The organism is Halomonas almeriensis, from assembly GCF_030409235.1.
Classification (GTDB): domain Bacteria; phylum Pseudomonadota; class Gammaproteobacteria; order Pseudomonadales; family Halomonadaceae; genus Halomonas; species Halomonas almeriensis.
Window position 1 is genome coordinate 50,321 of the sequence record NZ_JAUFPO010000017.1, and the last position, 17,697, is coordinate 68,017.

The following is a 17,697-nucleotide window of genomic DNA, read 5'->3' on the forward strand; positions in this document are numbered from 1 at the left end:
CATCAGTTGCTCCGATCCCCGCACTCGCGGGGATGAACCGTCGTCAATAGCGAGATGGATAGCGAAGACGAGCCGATCCCCGCACTCGCGGGGATGAACCGCGATAGAACGGCTTTGCCCGCCAACAATGCTACCGATCCCCGCACTCGCGGGGATGAACCGCCAGTACCGGCACGACTCGCCTGAATACCAGCCCGATCCCCGCACTCGCGGGGATGAACCGGCGCCATGCTCAAGCTTGCGCTACGCCAGCGGCCGATCCCCGCACTCGCGGGGATGAACCGGCTCAAGATTGTCCCGCGCAGCTCTTCCAGAGCCGATCCCCGCACTCGCGGGGATGAACCGGCGATTGTGGAGCGCACTCGCAATGCATAGAGCCGATCCCCGCACTCGCGGGGATGAACCGGGCTGGATATGGACGCGGTGCGGGCGATCACCCCGATCCCCGCACTCGCGGGGATGAACCGCAACTCAGCATAGTCTGGCTGGTAACGAAGAACCGATCCCCGCACTCGCGGGGATGAACCGGCTTCTATGGCTTGAGGGGGTAGCTCAGGCCCCCGATCCCCGCACTCGCGGGGATGAACCGATAATGGACAAGCTGCGCTCGGATCTGGTGCGCCGATCCCCGCACTCGCGGGGATGAACCGCATCAGGCCACCTCTGGGTAATGGTCCGGCCCCCGATCCCCGCACTCGCGGGGATGAACCGAGGCCGTCGCCCGCACCCAGTCGCTTAAAGAACCGATCCCCGCACTCGCGGGGATGAACCGAACGGGCACTTCTGGGGGTGTTCGAACCGGGACCGATCCCCGCACTCGCGGGGATGAACCGCGATTAATGCTTTCATCACACCGAATGCCGACCCGATCCCCGCACTCGCGGGGATGAACCGCTTCGAACAAATGCTTAACGCCAAACCGACACACCGATCCCCGCACTCGCGGGGATGAACCGTACTTTATTTGCTGTATGAGTCGTCGTAACCTCCGATCCCCGCACTCGCGGGGATGAACCGCACCACGGTGCCGTATCCTCGGCTTTCACGAGCCGATCCCCGCACTCGCGGGGATGAACCGCTCGACCCGGACGGCCCGATCAGCCTGACGGTCCGATCCCCGCACTCGCGGGGATGAACCGTGGCTGGTGCAGCCCGCCCCGAGTTACGAGGCCCGATCCCCGCACTCGCGGGGATGAACCGCGTTACCCGGATGACGGCCCGTTCCCCCTGCTCCGATCCCCGCACTCGCGGGGATGAACCGCACCGTGACGGCCTGCCGCGCATCGAGGCGGCCCGATCCCCGCACTCGCGGGGATGAACCGCGCCACAAACAGCTTGCGGAGCCATACGCTGGACCCGATCCCCGCACTCGCGGGGATGAACCGTACGACTGGGAGGCTATCGAGCGCGACTGGCGCCGATCCCCGCACTCGCGGGGATGAACCGTCCCAGGGGTCGATACGCTCCAGCCCGGCGCGCCGATCCCCGCACTCGCGGGGATGAACCGGCAGGAATCGGCGCCCTGACTCTTGCTGATCACCGATCCCCGCACTCGCGGGGATGAACCGTTTCCAGTGGCTGCTGGGCTTTCCGCGATACGCCGATCCCCGCACTCGCGGGGATGAACCGCTTGGTAATGCAGGCTTCAACGTCTTCTTTGCCCGATCCCCGCACTCGCGGGGATGAACCGGTGCAGACTACAAGTGGGTCGGCACTAACTATCCGATCCCCGCACTCGCGGGGATGAACCGGTCGCTCACCATGTCATTCAGCGCATCGCCCACCGATCCCCGCACTCGCGGGGATGAACCGGATTTCCCGTCGCCGCTTGACACCTCAACCCACCGATCCCCGCACTCGCGGGGATGAACCGCATAAGTTTTAAATCAATAATCAAAATATAACCCGATCCCCGCACTCGCGGGGATGAACCGGCAAAGATTCAATTAGCCTGGATCGATGAGGCCCGATCCCCGCACTCGCGGGGATGAACCGCAGGCTGCGCTCCGGACTCGGTCTGCGCCGACCCGATCCCCGCACTCGCGGGGATGAACCGGCTGATATATAGGCTTCACACTTACACCCCACCCGATCCCCGCACTCGCGGGGATGAACCGGATCTGCGCTTCCATGACCTGCGCCACAGCTACCGATCCCCGCACTCGCGGGGATGAACCGATGTCCTGCGCGTCATCGAGCTTGTGGCAGATCCGATCCCCGCACTCGCGGGGATGAACCGATTCCCCGCTTGAGTCAGATGGCGCTGGCCTGCCGATCCCCGCACTCGCGGGGATGAACCGAGATCGCGAATCACATTCAATGCAACAAGGCGCCGATCCCCGCACTCGCGGGGATGAACCGCATTCTGGTTTTTAGCTACGGAGTAGAAACTTCCGATCCCCGCACTCGCGGGGATGAACCGCCGCTTTCTACGGTACTTGGGATACCGACACGCCGATCCCCGCACTCGCGGGGATGAACCGGCCGATATTGAACAGCGTCCCCAACGCCGAGCCCGATCCCCGCACTCGCGGGGATGAACCGACGTGGCCGCGCTTGTGGCGCTCGATGGGCGCCCGATCCCCGCACTCGCGGGGATGAACCGCAGCTTGGGAGCGTCGACGACGGATTGGAGAACCGATCCCCGCACTCGCGGGGATGAACCGCGTGACACATCGCCGGTTACGTTCTCGACGGCCCGATCCCCGCACTCGCGGGGATGAACCGGGTTGGCACCCGGGCGCGGCGCGCTGCCCGCTCCGATCCCCGCACTCGCGGGGATGAACCGCCGAAGCGCCGCCTTTAGTTGTCGCATCTGCTCCGATCCCCGCACTCGCGGGGATGAACCGTCGTAGGCGTCGGCCATGGTCGCCTTGCCGCCCCGATCCCCGCACTCGCGGGGATGAACCGGCGGCGAGTTCCTGGAGGATTTGCCGGCACAACCGATCCCCGCACTCGCGGGGATGAACCGGTTGGGAAGGCGTCTTCCGGAATACCGAGCATCCGATCCCCGCACTCGCGGGGATGAACCGGTCGTGAAACCGATGCTCTTATACATGGTTTACCGATCCCCGCACTCGCGGGGATGAACCGATGGTCGAGATGGCGAACACCCTTCGTACCCTCCGATCCCCGCACTCGCGGGGATGAACCGTAGGCCGCGCCGTCCTCATAGGAGTCCATGCGCCGATCCCCGCACTCGCGGGGATGAACCGCAAATACGGGGCGAGTAATCATGAAAGATTCATCCGATCCCCGCACTCGCGGGGATGAACCGTATTGCTGGAAGTACCTGAGCCTGTCGGGGCGCCGATCCCCGCACTCGCGGGGATGAAGCGGCATCTTCATCCATGCCTGTCGGGCGCTGTGTGGTTAACATCCGCTTTGTCCTGACCCGAGCCCATGTGGCGAAGCGCTATGAGAGGGGGCACACGCAAGGCACGGCGCAAGGCTGGTTCGCCATCCCCAGATGCCCCACGCTGCTTGCGTAGGGCACATCAGACGAATATTGGTCTCTTACGCCGTGTGATGGAAGCATATGCCGAGATGACTGTCGGGGCGCAAGGCTAGCTGGAGAGAGTAAGGAAGAACGTAGCAAAGGGGGAGCTTGCCGCGCGGGAGGCACCCGCGCTAGCCCTCATCAACGCCTATATCCGCGAAGGGGTCGGCAGCCATGCCCAGGACAAGCTCATTGCCAGCATAGAACATCAACAAGAAGTGTGGGTACAAGCGCATGTTGGTCTCTCCCTGTTAATGGCCGGGGAAACTTATGCCGATATCCGGGTATGATCCAGGAGAAGGATTGGCTGTAGCGTCAAAGAGTGATGATTGTGTGGAGTGAGGTCTCACCCCGCGGCGTGTAAAGGTGTGACCCGGGCGCGCGGCTGCTGTGCCGCCTGCCAGAGCTCGTACTTGAGCTGCATCTCCAGCCACATCTCTGCGCTGGTGCCAAGCGCCTGCTCAAGGCGTAGCGCCATGTCGGCTGAAATGCCGGCGTTGCCGTTGAGGATGCGAGACAGCGTGGCGCGCGTTATGCCCAAGCGCCTGGCGGCTTCGGTGACCGAGATGTCGCCGATGTACTCGCGCAGCACGGTGCCGGGATGCGCGGGGTTGTGCAAGCGATTCATGCGACCTCCTGGCGGTAATCCTGACAGTCCACCAAGATGGCGTCCTTGCCATCAAAAGTGAAGGTGAGTCGCCAGTGCCCATTGACGGTGATGGTCCAGTGTCCGCTCAAACTGCCCTTGAGTGGATGCAGCGCGTTCATGTCTTCAGGGCCTGTTGCACTATCCAGCGCGGTGAGCTGGATTTGTAGCTTGGTCGCGTGCTTGTCTGGAGTTGGGTGGGCCACAGCACGCCATGCCCGCTTACTCCCCTTCCTCCAGCACCTCCTCCAAGCGATCGGGGAAGTTGGTGAACAGGCCGTCGACGCCCCAGTCGAGCAGTTGGCGCATGCTGGCTTGGTCGTTGATGGTGTAGCTGTGCACCAGCAGGTCGTTGGCGTGGGCTTGCTTGATAAAGCTCTCGTCGATGACGGTCTGGCCGTCGTACTGGTAGTTGGGGCCGACGCCCACGGCGTAGTCGGCGATGGCCTGGAAATCGGCGTCGGTGATTTCGGCGGGAGCGGGCGTCACGCCGGTCCATTCCTCGAGGCTGCCGTCATCGCCGGGGGAGTACCAGAGCAGCTGCACCAGGGGGATCTCGGGGTTGAGCGACTGGACTTCCTGCAGGCTGGGCTGGCTGAACGACTGGATGACCACCTTGCCGGCCTGGACGAGGCCTGAGGCTTCGAGCTGGCTGACCAGGGCGCTCTGCAGTTCGGGGTAGTCCGCGGGGGACTTGGTCTCGATGTAGTAGCGCACGTCCTGCCCGTAGCGCTCGATCACTTCGTCGAGGGTCAGCAGCCGGGCGTTCTGGTAGGCGTCGTCGGCGTGTTCGGGGTGGGTCGCGTTGAACCAGCTTCCGGCGTCGAGTGCCTTGAGTTCGCTGAGGTCGTGTTCCTTCACCGGCCCCTGGCCGTCGGTGGTGCGCTCCAGTGTGGTGTCGTGGATGGCCAGCAAATGCCCGTCAGCGCTCATGTGCACGTCCAGCTCCAGGTAGTCGGCGCCCATAGCCACGGCCTTGTCGTAGGCGTGCCAGGTGTGTTCCGGGGCGTGACCGCTGGCGCCGCGGTGGGCGATGATCTGGAAGGCTTGGAGATCCTGGCGCTGCTGAGCCAGGGCGTTGTCCTGGGCCTGGGCGGCCATGGGGGCGAGGAGGCCGGCGGTGCCGAGCACGGTGAGGCAGGCGGGTAGCGCACGCATCGTAGTCAAGGAGCAGTCCTTTTGTTGAATGTTCGCCCAATAACCTAACCGGCCTGCCTCGGCCCTGCAAATCGCCCCTCTTCCGGGCGTGCTGTGTTTAGATGGCACCATTACCGTTTGGAACCGATCGAGGGAGGCCAGCATGGCCATATCCGCTGAGGCGCAGCGAGTGCTTGAGGCGCTGGATGCCCTGCATGCCGAGGATCCGCGCCAGGTGGAAGTCGAGGGCCGGTCCTTGCCTGTCGCGAAGGAGCTATGGCACGCCGGACGCATGAGTGCCTGGCTTGAGCGGCTGGAGGCGGCGCCGGATGAACTGGTGCAACTGGCGGTGCGGGGCCAGCACCTGCAGCGCTGGCAAGTGCCGCGCGATGAATATGAGCAGGGCCGGGTGGGGTATCTCACCTGGCGGCGCGATCAGGGCAAGCGTGCCGGCGAGACCACGGCGCGCCTGATGCGCGAGGCCGGCTTCGAGGAGCAGAGTGCCGAGCAGGTGGCGCGCATGATCCGCAAGCAGGGGCTTGGCCGTGAGGCCGGGACCCAGGCGGTAGAAGACTGCGCCTGCCTGGTCTTCCTGGAAAATTATTTCGCCGACTTCTCCCGCCAGGTGGAGCGGGATCACTTGATCCGCATCGTGCGCAAGACCTGGGGCAAGATGTCGCCCCAGGCGCGGGAGCTGGCGCTGGGTCTGCCGATGAGCGAGGAGGCCAAGGAGCTCGTCGAGGCGGCACTGGCAGAGTGAAGCACGCAGGTAGCGCAGTGCTTGCCTGGCGTCCGAGGGCCGGCCGCGTCCCGTAGCGGCCGGCCGTGCCTCATGCAGACTTAGTGTGAGCTTCTGGCGTTGTAGATGTCTTCATCCAGCTCGCCCTCGCTCTTGCCAACCAGAGTGGTGACCATTAGATCGCCGGCCACATTCACGCTGGTGCGCGCCATGTCGAGGATGCGGTCGATGCCTGCGATCACGGCAATGGCTTCCAATGGCAGGCCGATCTGGGCCATGACGATGGATAACATGACCAGACCAGCGCCGGGGACGCCGGCAGTGCCGATCGAGGCTAGGGTGCCAGTCACGATGATCATGCCGTAGTCGGCCATGCTCAGGTCGACGCCCAGCAGTTGGGCGATGAAAACGGCGACTACGCCCTGGTAGATGGCAGTGCCGTCCATGTTGATGGTGGCGCCCACTGGCAGCACGAAGCCGGCTACACCTTCCGAAACGCCGAGGTTGTTCCGGGCGCAACGCAGCGAGACGGGCAGCGTGCCGGAAGACGAGGCCGAGGAGTAGGCGACGACCAGGGCGTCGAGAATGCCTTGCAGGTAGCGCAATGGGTTGAGGCGGCCAATCAAGGCGAGCAGGCCGGAGTATACCAGCAGCACGTGCAGGGCGCTGGCCAGGTAGGCAACGCCGATCACCTTGGCCAATGGCAACAGGACCTCCAGGCCATAGTTACCCGAGACGTGGGCGATCAGTCCGAAGACGCCGAAGGGGGCGAAGGCCATGACGATGTTGGTTAGCTTGACCATTGCGTCAGCGAAGCTCTCGAAGACTTTCACTACGGGCTCGCCTTTCTCGCCGATCAGGGTGAGCGAGATGCCTAGTCCAATGGCGAAGACGATAATCTGCAGGATGTTGCCGTTGGCGAGGGCATCGATGGGGTTCTGGGGTACCAGCCCCACCAGGATCTCCGTCAGGCTGGGTGCTTCCTTGGCCTCGACGCCGGATTCGAAGGTCATGTCGAGACCGACACCAGGCTGGAAGATCCAGGATGCGAGCAAGCCAATGGCGATGGCAAATGCCGTGGTCAGTAGGTAGAGGGCGATAGTGCGGGCACCGATGCGGCCCATTTTCTGCGGGTCGCGCATAGCAGTGATGCCCACCACCAAGGTAGAGAACACCAGCGGCACGATGAGCATCTTGATGGCGTTGATGAAGATATCGCCAATCGGTTTGAACACGCTGGCCTGTTCGCCCATCAGCGCGCCGGCCAGAACACCTAGTGCCAGGCCGGCGAGGATTTTCTGCCAGAGGGGAATTCGCTGCCAGAGGTTGGGGCCGGCAGCTGGGGCGTTGTTGGACAAGAGGGACTCCTTTCTGTGGGTTGGCGTGGATTCGTTAAATTCGCATACCGATCAGCGATTCTACCGAATTATCCACGCCTTCGTTTTCAGAAAGGCGCCTCTTTATCTTCTTTTTGCATTCTTGGGAGTCAGAATGACTGGGCTTACAGCGCCTCGTCGAGCAGGGCTTGGAAGGCGGCCCAGGATTTCTGATCGGCGCGTTCCTGGTAGGCGTCGCTGCCCATCACGGTGAAGGCGTGGGGTGCACCGGAGTAGACCTCGATCTCGTAGGTGGCATCGGCGGCCTCGAGCTGTTGCGAGAGGCTGGCCACATCGGCCATGGAGATCATGCTGTCGGCCGCGCCATGGGCCACCAGCAGGGGCGGCATCCCGGCCGGGTAGGACTGGCCTTCGGGGGTGCCCAGGCCGCCGTGGAAGGTGGCATAGCCGCGCACATCCTCGGCCTGGCCGGAACGCGCCATTTCCAGCACCACCGCGCCGCCGAAGCAGTAGCCCATGACCACGGTGGGCCGTGCTGCGCCCTGCTGGCGGGCCTCTGCCAGGCCGGCCAGGGTCAGCTGGCGCATGCGTTCGCGGTCATCGTAGAGCTTGGCGGTCTCGGCCTTCTTGGCGTCGGTTTCCACCGGGCGGTTGCCCTTGCCGTAGAGGTCGACGGCAAAGGCGTCATAGCCCTGGGCGGCGAGCATGTCGGCGCGCTGGCGTTCGTAGTCGGTCAGGCCGTCCCAGTCGTGGATGATCAGCACGGTGCCGCGGGCTTCGTCCGGAGCGCTGGCGAGGTAGCCGCTGAAGGTGTCGTCGCCTTGCTGGTAGTCGATCGTCTGGCCGCGGCTCGCGTCGGCCATGGCGGTGCCGCTGAGGCCGACGAGCAGCAGGCTGCCGAGCATCAGTCGCGCGCCGTGACAGGGGGTGCGGTGGATCATGGTCGGTCTCCCGGTATTTGGTTGGCGAACGCCGCAGGGGCGCGGCGTGGGCTGCGCTTGAGAGTGTAGACCCATGGCGGCGCCTTCTGCCTACCGTTGGCAGCCATGGCTTGAGTTTTGGGCCCCTTCCTTCCAGATTGTGTATGTGTGTTCCTGTGCAACCTGAAACGAGACCAACAATCATGAAGAAACGCGTTCTAGCGATGGCAGTAGCGGCCTCTTCCGTGGCGTTCACGGGCATGGCCCAGGCGGAAGTCAAGATCGGCTTTCTCGGTGGCTTCACCGGGGGCATCGAGAGCCTGACGCCGCCGATCTTCGATGGTGCTCAGCTGGCAGCCCAGCAGATCAACGAGCAGGGCGGTCTGCTGGACGGCCAGGACATCGTCATGCCCACCGGCGATACGACCTGTTCGGATGCCTCGGCGGCCTCCAACGCGGCGGACCGCATGGTCAACACCGAGAATGTAACGGCGATCGTCGGCGCTCTGTGCACCGGCGCCACCGTGGCGGCGGCCAACAATGCGGCCGTGCCGGGCGGTGTGACCATGGTGTCCCCGGCGTCCACGGCACCGGCGGTAACCGATATCGACGACAACGACCTGGTGTTCCGCACCGTGCCGTCGGATGCCTTCCAGGGCAAGATGCTCGCCAAGCTGCTGATGGACAAGGGGATCGAGGAAGTCGCGGTCACCTACGTCAACAACGACTACGGCAGTGGCCTGGCCGATGCCTTCACCACCGCCTTCGAGGAAAATGGCGGCAGTGTGGCGGCCAACCTGCCCCACGAGGATAACCGGGCCGACTATCGCGCCGAGCTGGGCCAACTGGCTTCCACCGGTGTGCCCAACCTGGTGGTGCTGGCCTATGCCGATACTTCCGGTCAGACGGTCATGCGCCAGGCCTACGAGGGTGGCATGTTCACCCAGTACATCGGGGCGGATGGCATGGTCGGCGACAGCCTGGTCGAGGCCGTTGGCGCGGATGTTCTGGATGGCATGATCGCTACGCGCCCGGGCAGCCCGGACCTGCCGGGTACTGAGCTCTTCAACGAGGCCGCCAAGGCCGCGGATGTCGACCCGAGTGCGGTGTTCGCCGCTCAGGCCTACGATGCTGCCTTCCTGCTGGGCCTGGCCATCGAGCAGAATGGCAACGCCGAGCGCGAGGGGCTGTCCGAGGCGCTGCGCAGCGTGTCTTCCGCGCCGGGCGAGGTCATCCTGCCGGGTGAGTGGGAAAAGGCCAAGGAGCTGATCGCCGCGGGGACCGAGGTCAACTACGAAGGCGCCTCCGGTACGCATGAGTTCGACGAGAACGGTGATGTGCCGGGCGTGGTGGTCGAGATGGCCGTCGAGGACGGCTCCTTCGTCAGCAAGGGCTTCGTCAGTGCTGATGAAGAAGAGAGTGAATCCGGCGAGGGTGACGCCGAGTAACGCACCCGCCTGCCACGGGGCTACGCCCCGCCACGACAAGGGCCCCACTTCGGTGGGGCCCTTTTTTTACGCTTCATGCGTGAGTGGGGTGTCCCGCCCCTTTCGTGCAGTCGCCAGGGGCGGAGGTGCTTCATCAGCCGTGGTGGCGCACCTTCTCGGGCAGCATGCCCTTGGGGGCGAAGCGCAGTACCAGGCTGATCAGCAGGCCGATGACGAAGACCCTCGCCTGCAGGGCGCGGCTGTCCAGGTTGGTCGGGACCTCCCAGCCGAACACGCCTGCACCGGCGTTGGCGGCCCATTCCATCAGGCTCAGTGCCAGCGGTCCGGACATGATCCAGATGATGTAGACCGCCACGGCGCCGAAGATGGTGCCCAGGTTGTTGCCCGGCCCGCCGAGGATGACCATCACCAGCACCAGGAAGGTGTGGTTGAGCGGCAGATAGCCCTGGGGGTCGAAGATGCTGTTGAAGCTGGCCAGCACGGCACCGCCGATGCCCATCAGGATGCAGCCCAGCACGAAGATTTCCAGCCGGCGTTTGTTGATGTCCTTGCCCATGGCCGCGGCCGAGACTTCGTTGTCGCGGATGGCGCGGATCATGCGGCCCCAGGGGGCGTTATAGGCACGGTGCAGCAGGAAGAAGATGGCCGCGATGATCACCGCGGTCACCGAGAGGTACAGGGCGCGCGCCAGGGTGAAGCCGACCTCCGAGGGGCCGGGGACCGGCCAGGGCAGGGGCGAGACGGTGGCGGTGCCGCGGGTCAGCCAGTCGGCGTTCTTGAGAAACGCCTTGATGATCTCGGCGATGCCGATGGTGGCGATGGCCAGGTAGTCGCTGCGCAGGCCCAGGCAGACGTGGCCGATGAAGTAGCCCACGCCGCCGGCCAGGGCGCCGCCGATGATCCAGCCGAACCAGACCGGCAGGTTCAAGCCGCCGATGAAGCCGGCCTGCGACTCGATCTGCCCGGCCACCTCGCGGAAGTGGCTGATCACCAGCATGTACAGCACCACGCCGAGCACTACGGCGAAGATCGTCCGCAGCCGCCGGGGTACGCCGAGGCGGTCGAGGCGTGAGGCGGCTACCACCAGGACGATGGCGCCCACCATGTAGAGCAGCGCCAGGCCCAGCTCGCCGGGCAGCTCGCTGTTCCAGAAGGCGTCGTTGACCGGGATGCTGAAGAACATGGCGCAGAAGCCGCCCAGGGCGACAAAGCCCATCACGCCGGCGTTGAACTGGCCGGCATAGCCCCACTGGATGGTCAGGCCCAGGGCCAGGATGGCGTAGCAGGCCGACTCGACCAGCATGCGGGTGCCGTAGGCGCTGCCCATGGCGGCGTAGACCGCCAGCACCACACCCAGCAAGCCCAGGAAGAGGACCGTTTCGCGCAGCGGGAAACGCCGTGGGGTGGCCACGCTATCGGCGCGCTCGGGCTCCCGTGACGGTTGTGTTGGCTGTGACTGGCTCATGTGATCACCTTGCCCTTGAAGATACCGGTGGGGCGCCACACCAGGATGGCGACGAGGATGAAGAAGGGCACCACGATCTTGTACTCGGTGCCGACGAAGGCCAGGTTGGCCGGCAGCTCCAGCCATTCGGGCAGGCTGTCGCGGAAGGGCCGCAGCAGCACGCTCCAGTTGAACACCGCCAGGGATTCGGCGAAGCCGACCACGAAGCCGCCGGCAATGGCGCCGAAGGGGTGCCCCACGCCGCCGACGATGGCCGCGGCGAAGATCGGCAGCAGCAGGAAGAAGCTGAGGTCGGGCTTGAAGGTCACATCCAGCGACAGCAGGGTGCCGGCGATGGCGGCCAGCCCGCCGGCGAGCATCCAGGTCACCGCGACGATGGTGTTGGTGTTGATGCCCGAGGCCTGGGCCAGGTCCGGGTTGTCGGACATGGCACGCATGGCCTTGCCGAGCCGCGAACGGCTGAGAAAGAGATGCAGGCCGATGACACTGAGGATGGTCAGGCCGAACAGATAGAGCTGCGGCTCGGTGATGACCACGGGCACGCGCACACTCTCGATGGGCACCGGCAGGCGGAAGATTTCCTTGCGGTCATCCACGTACAGGCTGGAGCCGCCGGTGCCGGCGAACAGCCGGATCAGGCCCTGCAGCATCAGGGTCACGCCCAGCGAGGCGATCACCATGACGATCGGCTTGACGCCGTGGGCGCGCAGCGGCTTGTAGAAGGTGCGGTCGATGCCCACCGCCAGCGCGGCGGTCAGCGCCATGGCCAGCGGCATCAGCAGAATCGGCGTGGGAATGCCGATGGCCGCACCGGCCTGCGGAAAGAGGGTGGTCAGCAGCAGCACCATGAAGGCGCCGAAGGTCATCATGTCGCCATGCGCGAAGTGGGCGAAACGCATGATGCTGAAGATCAGCGTCACGCCCACGGCGCCCATGGCATAGATCGAGCCGGATACGCTGCCGGCGATCACCACGTTGTTGATGAAAAAGACGAGTTCGTTCAAGGCACAGCCTCCAGATGGTTCCGTCGATGCCGAGCCAGGCTCAGCCGCCCAGAAAGCTCTTGGCGACATCCGGGTCGGCCAGCAGGGCCGCGCCGGTATCGGTGAAACGGTTCTGGCCCGCGGCCAGCACGAAGCCCTTGTCGGCAATGGCGAGCGCCTGCTTGGCGTTCTGCTCGACCATCAGGATGCCGACACCGGCGGCGTTGACTTCCTTGACCCGCTCGAAGATCTCGTTCATGTACAGCGGCGAGAGGCCGGCGGTCGGTTCGTCGAGCAGCAGCAGGTCGGGCTCGGGCATCAGTGCGCGGCCCATGGCCACCATCTGGCGCTGGCCGCCCGAGAGCTCGCCGGCTGGCTGATGGCGCTTTTCCTTCAAGGGTGGGAAGAACTCGTAGACGCGCTCGAGCATGCGCTTGATGTTGTCGGGCTTGAGGTAGGCGCCCATTTCCAGGTTTTCCTGGACCGTCATGCTCGGGAAGACATTGTGTTCCTGGGGCACGAAGCCCATGCCACGCTGCACCAGCTTGTTAGGCGGCAGGTTGTGGATGGTCTCACCGTTGAGCAGGATCTCGCCCTGGTTGACCGAGAGCAGGCCGAAGATGGCCTTGAGCATGGTCGACTTGCCGGCGCCGTTGGGGCCGACGATGACGCCGACCTCAGTGGCCTCGATGGCCATGTCCACCCCGTTGAGGATGTTCATGCCGCCGTAGCCGCCATACACGTCGCGTGCGTCGAGTAGTGGCATAGTGTGTGAGTCTCTGCGTATGAGGCGGCGGAAACCTGACGGGCGGCTCCGGATGATGGTCGGGCCGGTGATTCCGTCAGTCTTTCCACCCCGCCCCGTTGTGGTTCATGAGCTGCCGAGGTAGGGCGTGTTTTCAGGCGACATTGGCGCCGAAGTAGGCCTCGATGACGCGCTCATCGTTGCGAATCTGTTCGATCGTGCCCTCGACCATGACGCTGCCCTGGGCGAGTACGATGACCGGATCACACAGCCGCGCGATCATGTCCATATCGTGCTCAATGACCAGGAAGGTATAGCCCATCTCCTGGTTGAGGCGTTCGATGTTGCGGATCAGGTCGCCCAGCAGGGTGCGGTTGACCCCGGCGGCGATCTCGTCGAGCAGCACGACCCGGGCATCGGTCATCATGGTGCGGCCGAGTTCGAGCAGCTTCTTCTGCCCGCCGGAGAGGTTGGCGGCCAGCTCGTTGCGCACATGGTGCAGGCCGATGAAGTCGATGACCTCGAGGGCACGGCGCCGCACTTCGGCTTCCTCACGCCCCACGGCGCCGGGCTTGAGCCAGGTACTGAAGAGGTTCTCGCCGGCTTGGCGGGGCGGCACCATCATCAGGTTTTCCAGCGCCGTCATCTGGCCGAACTCGTGGGCGATCTGGAAGGTGCGCAACAGGCCCTTGTGGAACAGGGCATTGGCGGGACGGTTGGTGATGTCCTCGCCCGCCAGAAAGATTTGGCCGCTGTCCAGGGGCAGGGCGCCGGCGATGATATTGAAAAGCGTCGATTTGCCGGCGCCATTGGGGCCAATCAACCCGGTGACCGAGCCTTCGGCGACCTGGATCGAGCAGTCGTTGATGACCTGCAGGCCGCCGAAGGCCTTGTTGACATTTTGGACGTCGATGATGGCAGACATGGTGTGGGGTTCCGTCGGTTTTCTGCGTTGTTTTGCCATGGGGCACATGCCCCGGCTTGTTGTTCGGTGGCCCAGCACGCTGCACTGGGGGCCACGGCGACTGGCTGGCCATCAGTGCTTCGGCTGGTGCTTCGCTCGGAACAGGCGACTGGCGGCAAAGGCCCCGACAATCACCACGGCGCCGATCAGAGGGATCAGATAGCCTTCAATCTGCGGAATGGCTCTCAGAAAGATAAAGGCCACTGCTGCCGGCGATACAAAGCGTACCAGAAAGCGCCAGGTGTGCAGCCAGCCCTCACTGGTCTGCAATTCCTTCATTATTTCACCATGAGTCAACGCCCAGCCGGCAAAGAGCGCCACCATCAGGCCGCCCAGCGGCATGAGAATGTGCGTCAGCAGCTCCATCAGCTCGAAGGCGCTGATGCTCAGGGCAGTATGGAAGGGGCTGTCGCTGGCCCAGACGTTGAAGCTGAACACCGAGAGCAGCCCCAGGCCCCAGCAGGCGATGGTCATGATGGCCACGGACTGTGCGCGGCTGAGGTCGAAGCGTTCGACCAGGAAGGCCGCCACCGGCTCGATCATCGAGATGGCCGAGCTGATGGCCGCGCCGATCACCAGCACGAAGAATACGGCGCCGATCAGCGAGCCGCCGGGCATTTCGGTGAAGGCCAGCGGCAGGGTGGTGAACATCAAGCCCGGCCCCTCGGCAGGGTCCAGCTCGGCGCCGAATACCAGGGCGAAGATGGCCAGGCCGGCAATCAGCGCCACGGCGGTGTCGATGATCACGATGGCCAGGGCGGTGCGACTCAGCGAGGCTTTGCCGGGCATGTAGGCGCCGTAGGCCATGAGCGCGCCCATGCCCAGGCTCAGAGTGAAGAAGGATTGGCCCATGGCGGCCAGCCAGCCCTCGAAGCTGAGGTCGCTGAGCTGCAGGGTCAGCAGGAAGTCGGCGGCGGCCGGCATGTCGCCATGCATGACGCTGTAGGTCAGAATCACCAGTAGAATGACCAGCAGCGCTGGCATCATCAGGCGCAGGGCGTTCTCGATACCGCGGTGCACGCCGAGGCCTACGATCAACCCCGAGGCGGCGATGAACAGGGTGTGATAGAGCGTCAGTAGCGAGGGCGAGGCCAGCAGGCTTTCGAAGCCACTGGCGACGGTGGCGGCATCGGCGTCGATTAGCGCGCCGGTGAGCATGCGCCAGGTGTAGTGCAGCGCCCAGCCGGCAATCACCGAGTAGAAGCTGAGGATGATCAAGGCCGCGGCGGCGCTTAGCCAGCCGATCGACTCCCAGGCTCGCGAAGCCTTGTGGGTGCGGCTCAGAAAGCGCATGCCCATGATCGGGCTCCGTCGGCTGCTGCGTCCCAGCAGGATCTCGGCGATCAGGATGGGCACGCCGACGATGCACAGCGTGACGATGTACACCAGCAGGAAGGCGCCACCGCCGTTCTCGCCGGCCAGATAGGGAAAGCGCCACAGGTTGCCGAGCCCGACCGCTGAGCCGACCGCGGCCAGCAGGAAGGTCCCCTTGTGCGTCCAGATGTTGTTCGTGCTCATGGAGGTCCTGCTTTGGCCGTGTCGCTGCCACCGGCTGTGTCAGATGCGACATCCGTTAAGTATGAGTGGCTGCTGGTATCCGAACCTCCTGACCCTGGCCGCCTGGCGCGGGCGAAGGGGTGGTCCTACAAGCTCAGCAGGCCGAAGGATGCCGCACTTTGCTGCTTTGCCGCATCGGCGTCAACTCTGCGTCATTCGGGGGCTATCTGGCCAGTGCTGGAGCGTTTAGGTGTCGTTGGCCCGGCGGCTGGTAAAGTGACGTTGTTTCAGTCCTGTGCGTCGTCGTCCTCGTCGGGGTAGTTGGGTTCCATGGCGCGCTTTTCGTCGGGCAGGCGGACGGTGTCACCCAGCGACAGGTCGTGATGGGCGTCGCGCCGCTGGCCGTTCTCGAGATCAATGATAGCCGCCACGCTGCCGATGCTGACGCCTTCGACGTAGGCCTCGACCTTGATGCGAACCGCGCTTCCGCGATAGCGCGCCGAAAGGATGTCACCGGGCCTTGGAGCGGAGTGCTGGTCCGGGTGCTTCGCGAAATGGTCCATGACGCTGTCGGCGCCGGGAGCTTCCCATTCGATGTGCTTGTGCATGGCGGTACCTCGCGGTCAGGCGTCTTTCTCTAGCGTAGTGCGAGTGGTGACCGGCCACCAAGCGGGGCCGGCGTTGTTCGCCGCCCTTACTGGACGGTGGTCACCCCAGGCGGTGCATCGAAGCGCACTTCTTCCCAGCCCACGGTGATGGTCTCGCCGATCAGTTCCTTGACGGACTTGGCGCCCTCGCCGCCCAGACCGACGATCTCGGCGACAAACTTGCCGTCCGGCAGGCGTTTGGTGACGCGGCAGTTGAGCACGCGTCCCACGTTGTCCTGAACGAAGAACTCCTGACCTTCCTGCAGCTTCTTGGCATTGCTGTCGGGTGCCTCAACGGGCTTGAGTGAAAAATCGGCCATCGGGACGTCACTCCATTGCAGTGAGTAAGGAACCTTCAGCCTATCATTCGGCAGTCGTCGCGACGACTGCCTGTTGGCGGGGCATTTCGCAAGTCGCCAGGGGATACGCTAGCCTCAGTATATGAGGCAGGTGATCAATTTTTGCACAACGTCGGACAGTGTCCGTATCGCCTATGCAACGGCCGGGCGAGGCCCGCCCTTGTTGCGTGTGGGCGGGTGGATGACCCACCTGGAACGTGACTGGGACAGCCCCATCTGGCGCCACTGGCTGCGTGAATTGACCCGCGAGCACACTCTGGCGCGTTTCGATATTCGTGGATCTGGCCTGTCCGACCATCGGGTTCACGAGCAGGGGCTGGAAGCCTGGCTACATGATCTGGAAGCGGTGGCCAACGCCCTGGGATGGCGACGCTTTCCGTTATTCGGCATCTGCCAGGGAGGCGCGGTGGCGGCCGCTTATGCCGCGCGTTATCCCGAACGGGTCAGTCACCTGATTCTCTACAATGCCTATGCCCATGGCGCCTATTCTGCGGGCGTCAACCAACAGCAGTCCGATGAAGCCCGCGCACTGGAGCAGCTGATCGAAGTCGGCTGGGGCCACCCCAACAGCGCCTTTCGTGAGGTCTTCGCCCGGCTGATGTCACCCCGCGAAGCGGCTGAGCAGGTGGTGTGGTGGGAGCAGCTGCAGCGCTATACCGCGGAGCCGGATGATGCGGTGCGACTATGGCGGGGCTTTCATGAACTGGACATTCGCCCCCAGCTGCCGCAGGTCCAGGCGCCCACACTGGTGGCCCACGTCAAGGGCGACCATATGGTGCCCTTTGAGGCGGGACGGCGCCTGGCCGCACGGGTTCCGGACGCGCATTTTCTGCCATTGGAGGGCCGGAACCATATCCTGCAGACCTCGGATCCTGGCTGGCCGTTGCTGGTCACCGAGTTGCGGCGGTTCCTGAGTGGTATGTCGGCCCATGCCGTCGCCCCGCCACCCGGTTTCGATGAGCTGACGCGTCGTGAACAGGCCATCCTAGATGCCGTGGCCCGGGGCCTGGCCAATCCGGGCATTGCCGATGAGCTGTCCATTTCCTCCAAGACGGTGCGTAACCACGTCAGTCGCATCGGCAGCAAGCTGTCGGTGTCCAGCCGTGCGGAAATGATCGTCAAGGCGCGAGAAGCGGGCTTTGGCCATGCCTGATGCGCCACTCGGGACATCCGTCTCAAGCCTGGAGGAATTCTCCGGCTCGATTCGGGACACCTGCCTCATGCCGGCCGCCTTAGGTCACGCCTAGGTTGAGTTCAGGGCCCCTTCCTGCGGGCCTGATGTGGTTTTCCTAGCGGTGGGCCAAGAGGTGA

Annotated in this window: 15 protein-coding genes and 1 CRISPR repeat array (1 of these 16 running past the window's edge); of the genes, 3 read left to right on the forward strand and 12 right to left on the reverse strand. The window is 64.5% G+C overall.

Annotated elements, in window-relative coordinates; translation table 11 throughout:
* A CRISPR array of direct repeats spans positions 1-3,338; the repeat unit is 29 nt; unit sequence CCGATCCCCGCACTCGCGGGGATGAACCG (it extends 172 nt beyond the left edge of the window).
* A 507-nt stretch (positions 3,339-3,845) separates the two neighbouring features.
* From QWY74_RS12700 to QWY74_RS12710, 3 genes are read right to left on the reverse strand one after another with little or no spacing between them, the layout of a single operon-like run.
* Entirely contained in the window at positions 3,846-4,127 is a 282-nt protein-coding gene (locus QWY74_RS12700; RefSeq protein ID WP_290314444.1) for a HigA family addiction module antitoxin, read from the reverse strand.
* Complete coding sequence (locus QWY74_RS12705; protein ID WP_290314445.1) at positions 4,124-4,351, reverse strand: type II toxin-antitoxin system RelE/ParE family toxin; 228 nt, start codon at positions 4,349-4,351, stop codon at positions 4,124-4,126. The genes QWY74_RS12700 and QWY74_RS12705 overlap by 4 nt, the downstream gene beginning before the upstream one ends.
* Positions 4,352-4,367: 16 nt before the next feature.
* Entirely contained in the window at positions 4,368-5,303 is a 936-nt protein-coding gene (locus tag QWY74_RS12710; RefSeq protein ID WP_290314463.1) for a glycerophosphodiester phosphodiesterase, read from the reverse strand.
* Positions 5,304-5,445: 142 nt separating this feature from the next.
* Here QWY74_RS12710 and QWY74_RS12715 point away from each other — a divergent pair, with 142 nt between their 5' ends.
* Positions 5,446-6,042: a DUF4202 domain-containing protein gene (locus QWY74_RS12715; protein ID WP_290314446.1), complete on the forward strand. Its 597-nt coding sequence runs from the start codon at positions 5,446-5,448 to the stop codon at positions 6,040-6,042.
* A gap of 80 nt (positions 6,043-6,122) precedes the next feature.
* Here the strand turns inward: QWY74_RS12715 and QWY74_RS12720 are convergent, their stop codons facing one another.
* Both QWY74_RS12720 and QWY74_RS12725 read right to left on the reverse strand, forming a co-directional pair.
* On the reverse strand, positions 6,123-7,379 hold the full coding sequence (locus QWY74_RS12720; RefSeq protein ID WP_264826959.1) for a dicarboxylate/amino acid:cation symporter: 1,257 nt from the start codon (positions 7,377-7,379) through the stop codon (positions 6,123-6,125).
* Positions 7,380-7,522: 143 nt separating this feature from the next.
* Positions 7,523-8,299, reverse strand: a complete 777-nt coding sequence (locus tag QWY74_RS12725) for a dienelactone hydrolase family protein (RefSeq protein WP_290314448.1) — start codon at positions 8,297-8,299, stop codon at positions 7,523-7,525.
* A gap of 179 nt (positions 8,300-8,478) precedes the next feature.
* On the opposite strand from QWY74_RS12725, the gene QWY74_RS12730 reads away from it, so the two are divergent.
* Entirely contained in the window at positions 8,479-9,726 is a 1,248-nt protein-coding gene (locus QWY74_RS12730) for an ABC transporter substrate-binding protein (RefSeq protein ID WP_264827008.1), read from the forward strand.
* 133 nt (positions 9,727-9,859) lie between these two features.
* Here the strand turns inward: QWY74_RS12730 and QWY74_RS12735 are convergent, their stop codons facing one another.
* The 7 genes from QWY74_RS12735 to QWY74_RS12765 form a co-directional block, all read right to left on the reverse strand.
* Entirely contained in the window at positions 9,860-11,191 is a 1,332-nt protein-coding gene (locus QWY74_RS12735; RefSeq protein WP_290314449.1) for a branched-chain amino acid ABC transporter permease, read from the reverse strand.
* Positions 11,188-12,195, reverse strand: coding sequence for a branched-chain amino acid ABC transporter permease (locus QWY74_RS12740; RefSeq protein ID WP_264826956.1), 1,008 nt, complete (start codon positions 12,193-12,195; stop codon positions 11,188-11,190). Before QWY74_RS12740 ends, QWY74_RS12735 begins: the two co-directional genes overlap by 4 nt.
* Positions 12,196-12,235: 40 nt before the next feature.
* Positions 12,236-12,940, reverse strand: coding sequence for an ABC transporter ATP-binding protein (locus tag QWY74_RS12745; RefSeq protein WP_264826955.1), 705 nt, complete (start codon positions 12,938-12,940; stop codon positions 12,236-12,238).
* Between the two features lie 133 nt (positions 12,941-13,073).
* The gene (locus QWY74_RS12750) at positions 13,074-13,844 is read right to left on the reverse strand and encodes an ABC transporter ATP-binding protein (protein WP_264826954.1); all 771 of its coding nucleotides are present in this window, start codon (positions 13,842-13,844) and stop codon (positions 13,074-13,076) included.
* Between the two features lie 111 nt (positions 13,845-13,955).
* Positions 13,956-15,401, reverse strand: coding sequence for a sodium-dependent transporter (locus QWY74_RS12755; RefSeq protein ID WP_290314450.1), 1,446 nt, complete (start codon positions 15,399-15,401; stop codon positions 13,956-13,958).
* A 266-nt stretch (positions 15,402-15,667) separates the two neighbouring features.
* Positions 15,668-15,988 carry a hypothetical protein gene (locus QWY74_RS12760; RefSeq protein WP_264826951.1) on the reverse strand — a complete coding sequence of 107 codons (321 nt, stop codon included), beginning with the start codon at positions 15,986-15,988 and terminating at the stop codon, positions 15,668-15,670.
* Positions 15,989-16,074: 86 nt separating this feature from the next.
* Positions 16,075-16,347 (reverse strand): hypothetical protein, encoded by a 273-nt coding sequence (locus QWY74_RS12765; protein ID WP_290314451.1) that lies wholly within the window; start codon positions 16,345-16,347, stop codon positions 16,075-16,077.
* A gap of 220 nt (positions 16,348-16,567) precedes the next feature.
* On the opposite strand from QWY74_RS12765, the gene QWY74_RS12770 reads away from it, so the two are divergent.
* The gene (locus tag QWY74_RS12770) at positions 16,568-17,539 is read left to right on the forward strand and encodes an alpha/beta fold hydrolase (protein ID WP_290314452.1); all 972 of its coding nucleotides are present in this window, start codon (positions 16,568-16,570) and stop codon (positions 17,537-17,539) included.
* The last annotated feature ends 158 nt before the right edge of the window (positions 17,540-17,697 follow it).